At 39.0% G+C, this 4,803-nt stretch carries 6 protein-coding genes; 3 read left to right on the forward strand and 3 right to left on the reverse strand.

Translation table 11 applies throughout. The annotated features are described in order from the left end of the window. Positions 1–79 precede the first annotated feature (79 nt). Positions 80–1,513: a MobQ family relaxase gene (gene mobQ / locus FTU95_RS14705; protein ID WP_065996326.1), complete on the reverse strand. Its 1,434-nt coding sequence runs from the start codon at positions 1,511–1,513 to the stop codon at positions 80–82. A gap of 224 nt (positions 1,514–1,737) precedes the next feature. On the opposite strand from mobQ, the gene FTU95_RS14710 reads away from it, so the two are divergent. The 3 genes from FTU95_RS14710 to FTU95_RS14720 are packed head-to-tail and all read left to right on the forward strand — an operon-like array spanning position 1,738 to position 3,037. Then, on the forward strand, positions 1,738–2,019 hold the full coding sequence (locus tag FTU95_RS14710) for a mobilization protein (protein WP_065996325.1): 282 nt from the start codon (positions 1,738–1,740) through the stop codon (positions 2,017–2,019). 2 nt (positions 2,020–2,021) lie between these two features. After that, a complete protein-coding gene (locus FTU95_RS14715) occupies positions 2,022–2,717 on the forward strand; it encodes a hypothetical protein (protein WP_065996324.1) in 696 nt (231 codons plus the stop codon). Continuing rightward, the gene (locus FTU95_RS14720) at positions 2,714–3,037 is read left to right on the forward strand and encodes a hypothetical protein (RefSeq protein WP_065996322.1); all 324 of its coding nucleotides are present in this window, start codon (positions 2,714–2,716) and stop codon (positions 3,035–3,037) included. Before FTU95_RS14715 ends, FTU95_RS14720 begins: the two co-directional genes overlap by 4 nt. Here FTU95_RS14720 and FTU95_RS14725 read toward each other — a convergent pair whose 3' ends face one another. Next, positions 3,038–3,235, reverse strand: a complete 198-nt coding sequence (locus FTU95_RS14725) for a hypothetical protein (RefSeq protein WP_065996320.1) — start codon at positions 3,233–3,235, stop codon at positions 3,038–3,040. It abuts the gene before it with no gap. A 9-nt stretch (positions 3,236–3,244) separates the two neighbouring features. Then, a complete protein-coding gene (repM, locus tag FTU95_RS14730) occupies positions 3,245–4,186 on the reverse strand; it encodes a replication initiation protein RepM (RefSeq protein ID WP_066029335.1) in 942 nt (313 codons plus the stop codon). Positions 4,187–4,803 lie beyond the last annotated feature (617 nt).

Consider the following 4,803-nt stretch of genomic DNA (forward strand, 5'->3'; position numbering starts at 1 on the left):
TCGCTCGTAGACACTCGCTCTATAAGACCATGTATTGTTTAGATAATTTTAATAAACGCCAAAAAAGAAAATTTAAATTTTAGCGTGAACGTGGCTTATGGCTTTGTGTTTTTGATTCAGCCAATAGTTTATTGGCTTCGTCATGTTTTCCTTGCTCACGTAAGGCTTTACGTGCAAAAAACGCCTGTTTTTCTCGTTCTTGTTGTGCCTTGGCTTCCTGTTTCCGCTTTTCCTGTTCGGCTAACTTCCGTTGTTGTTCACGTTCAAGGTGAAGTCTTGCTCGATCATGTTTGGCTTTCAGGTTCGGATTAGCTTTGTTTACGATCTCTTTTGCCCGATCTGTATAGCGTTCAGGTTCTAAACGTGGGGTTTTGGTCTTTAAATCTCGTTCCTGACTGTCCAATTCTTGCCATTGGGTTTGAATTTCTGCATTTGCAGCATCCCATTTGCCACTAAAAAACAGCGGTTTTTTGCCTAATTGTTCTTTTTGGTGTTCAAGATTGGTTTTGGATAGTTCTATTTGCTCCAAAACAGCGTCTATTTGCTCGATTTCTGTTTTTTGGGTAGTTAGTGCTATGTTTTTTGCTTCCGTGGCTACAGCGTCGTTATATTGCGAAATAACGCTATATGCGATTTTGGTCAATTCTTCAGGTGAACGCTGTTCCTGGTTTTTTTCTTTTTGGCGTTGCTCCTGGTCTAAATTTTCCCTGGTCTGAATCAAGTTATTCAACAGTCGTTCAGATGCTTGTATTTCTTGATCTAAACCTTTGATGTGTTGGCTAAATTGGTTGCGTTCACGGATGGCATCATTGGATAGACTGATTTCGGTGTCTATACCTTGTCTGCGAAGCTGGGTAACTTGTGGCCCCTCATGTTGAGTGGCTTCAAGGTCTATGCCTTGATCTTTGTAACTACGGTGATCGACACGATCTGCAAAGCCATGTTTTTCTAAATGGCGGTTGGTCAATTCTGCAAAGTATTCTCTCCAGTGGCTCACGGTTTCACTGGATTGCTCTTTGTTGAAGTCTCGATTTTTCTTTTTGGCAAAGTCGCCTGTCTGTGGGTCAATCTGCCGACTGGTGAACATGATGTGTGCATGGAAGTTTCTCTCATCACTTCCGCTTTTGGTATGCGGAGCATGGATACATGCGTCCACGATCACACCATGTTTTTCTACAATTTCCTGACATAGCTCATCGAGCAAGTCTTGTCTTTGTTCTGCATTAAACTCATGGGGAAAGGCAATTTCAAACTCTCTTGCTAAGGTTGCATCTTTTCTACGTTCAACCTGTTCAACTGCATTCCATAATTCTTGACGGTCTAATAATTCTTTTTTGGTGTTTTCAGGTGCATAGATTTTTTTAGATTCCACACCTGTTTTTTGGGTGTAGTCCTGAATTTTACCTTGATAATGATCTTCTAGTTTTTCACCCGAACGATAGGCAGAACATGCAACGGCTGAACGCCCTGCACTTCGGCTTATCGCTTTGACTGAAAAATGAAAGATTGCCATTTTGCTTTTGCTCTTAAATTTGGGTTTCCAAATTTCCCAGCTTGCATAAGCTGGTTTGGGGTTGTAGGGGGAATCCCCTGCCGTACTTCCATTGAATAAAAATCGAAGATTTTTTTCAATGGTAAAGTGCGCCCTTTGGGAAAACCACGATAGCAGATAGTACCTTGAATTTCAATTCATGTACGCTTATGCTAACTGTGGTTTTTTTAGGCATTGGAGTTGTAATGAAAGTCGAATCTTTGGAACAGCAAATTGCTAAACAAGAAGAACGTTTGAAACAGCTTAAAGCTCAGAAGCAAGCTGTTTTGGCTCGTGAAAAAAAGAAAGCAACGGATCAACAACGAAAAGAAGATACTAGACGTAAAATTTTGCTTGGTTCTTTGGCGTTAAAAAAAATGCAAGATGATTCAGAAAAGGCAAAAATTATTGCTGATCTTAATGATTATTTAACAGAAGATAGAGATAGATTGTTATTCGGTTTACAACCTATTTCTAAAGGTGATTAAACATGAATAAAATAACGCTATCCTTGCTTGCCATTCTAATATCTGCCCAAGTTTCGGCTGAATCTATCTTAGATATTGGCGATAAAATTAGAAAATATCGGGCAACTTATCCTGATGCTACTAAGCAACAATTGGATGATTATGCTCGTTCATTGGTAGGGCAATCTTCATCAAAAAAAGTGGCAAAGACTGCAACAACAGCAAGGGTAGCAACCTTATCAGTGATTCCTGATATTCCTGATTATGAGGATGTTGCTGAGGTGGTTGGCGATTTAAATCCGCAAGAAAAAGCCTTGTATGATAGTGATCCTGCCAAGTCTCTTTTGTGTCTGGCCAATGGAAAGTTGGCACTGGATTACACCAAGCAAAAATACACCTTAGAAGCTCGACACAATGGCAATGGTGATGCTTTTAGACATGCCTTATGGACGTTTGGCATGGCGGTAGATGTGGGATTGCCATTTGCTATTCAGTGGTCAAATGCTCACGAGTATGGGGCGACTAAACAGCCTGAACTTGAGCGAAAAATGGATTTGCACAACAACCAAATAGGGTTGTCTTTGGCCGTTCAAAATCCTTACACCATGTTCCATTCATCATTTATTAATATTGCCCAAGCTAAGGTTAGAGCTGGCGATCTGCTACGCATTAAAAACGATAAGTTGGTTTGGACGAACTCAGAGGGCGAATTGAAATGAAAAAAATTATCCCGGTCTTGGCTTTGTCAGGATTGTTATTGGTTGGGTGTGGCAAAGATGAAAAAGGCTTTATTGTCATTAAAAATGAAACAGATAGCCCTTTAACAAATGTGACTATCCATTATGCTTCCCCTAAAGTTGATGAAGTTGTAGGAACAATCAACCCTAAGTCATCATATAAGTATCCAATCAATTACACTTACAATGAAACAGCTATTGATTTGATTTATATTGATAAAAATCAAAAAATCACAACAAAAACTGTTGTTGGATATTCAGCAAAATATGACAAGGAAAATGTGGAAGTCGTAATTAAATAATTATTTTGGGTTTGATTTTCGCCATTCTTCCATGAGTGCAGCGTCTTCCTGTTCAAAGGTGGTTTCACCGTTCAGGATGCGTTGCTGTCTTGCTTCATCAGCTTCTCGACTGGCATCAATAACCTCTTGAGAAAATTCATGATCTACGATGCCTTTAGCACTTCTAAAGGCTTCCAGTAACTGCTGTTTATCTGTCATCTTAATATCCTAAGAGTTAAATCCTGCTTGTACCAATAGAGGGTAAAACGTCCTGAATTTTTCAGGCTCTAAAAGCATATCAGCAATACGTTTTGCAAAGTCTTCGTATGATTCAGTACCTACTGAATACTCACTCATTTCGTGCATTTCAGACAGCTTGTGAGCGAATAAATGCCGTTGTGCATCGGTCATAGGGATAAAGAAATCAGGGGTATTTGGATCTCGTTTCGGGTCAACTGGCTTTTCAATTTTTGGCTGTTGTTTTTGTTTAAGCCTGAATGAAAAGCCTGAAATCAACCGCCCTTTTTTATGCTGTTCATACGTTACGTTAATGTCTGTATGTTCATTGATCTGTTGAATAGATGGTTCTAACACACGCTTTTTAAAGTTGTGCATAGCTGTGTATTCATCATCTAAAAGTCCTAAACGGTTTCTAAACTCACCAATTTCTATTTGTGGAACTTTACCGACTTCACGCCACGCAATGAGAAGCTCATACAGTCTTGTTGCGTATTTACTGGTTAAGTGTGCGACTTGTTTAGCTTGATAGCTTGTGAAGTGTTCTTCCAGTCGTGTCACCAATGGCACAACATCAGGCGCAAAGGTTATTTCTAGCAATGCTAAATCATCAACATAAAAAATTCGGCTAACCCAACGTGACCGTACAATGCCTGTTTTACCTGTTCTTTTATATTCGGCGGTATAGCTGAACTGTCGATTAAACAAGTTGTTTACGGCTTCTCTAAGGGCTTTATATGACGCATCAATTGACACATTAAACAGTTTTGCATAATCACTAGCATGTATTTCTAGCTTACTGTCCGCTGTGATGCCCTGCCCTGATTCTCTGGCGTTAATGATGGCAAGCATAATCAAACGCTGTTCTGTTAATTCCAAGTTGTAACTGGCATTGATTAAAGCATTATCTTTCACTACTAATCCGTTTTTCATTATTGAAGTACACTATTTTTAATGTATGTTTAAATACTAATATTTTAATGTACTTTAATCAAGAGCTAATGTACGTTTATATAAGAGCTAATGTACGTTTATATAAGAGCTAATGTACGTTTATATAAGAGCTAATGTACGTTTATAAACTCTGTAATGCAGTCATATCAATGTTTTCAGCCTGTCTAAAAGCATTTAAAAGCTTTAAAAATAATTAAAAGCCCAACGGCAGGGGAGTGAAACTGCCCTAGGTACTCGCTAAAGCTCGTACTCTATTGCTGTTCGCTACGCTCACAGCGAGGGGCAGTTTTGGTTAATTCTGTTTGTGAAATCTAAAAGCAAAAGCAACTATGAATTCGCTTCGCTCATAAGGCTTTATGCTCGCTTCGCTCGGTCTAGGGGTAAATTTCGGCATGAAAATATAGATTTTCTAGGATTCAGGTCATTTAAAAGCGGTTTTTCAGAGGGTCGATGGTCGAATATTGCTAGTTCGCTCGTAGACACTCGCTCTATAAGACCATGTATTGTTTAGATAATTTTAATAAACGCCAAAAAAGAAAATTTAAATTTTAGCGTGAACGTGGCTTATGGCTTTGTGTTTTTGATTCAGCCAATAG

The sequence above is a fragment of the Acinetobacter sp. YH12208 genome (genome assembly GCF_013418055.1).
Taxonomy (GTDB): domain Bacteria; phylum Pseudomonadota; class Gammaproteobacteria; order Pseudomonadales; family Moraxellaceae; genus Acinetobacter; species Acinetobacter pseudolwoffii.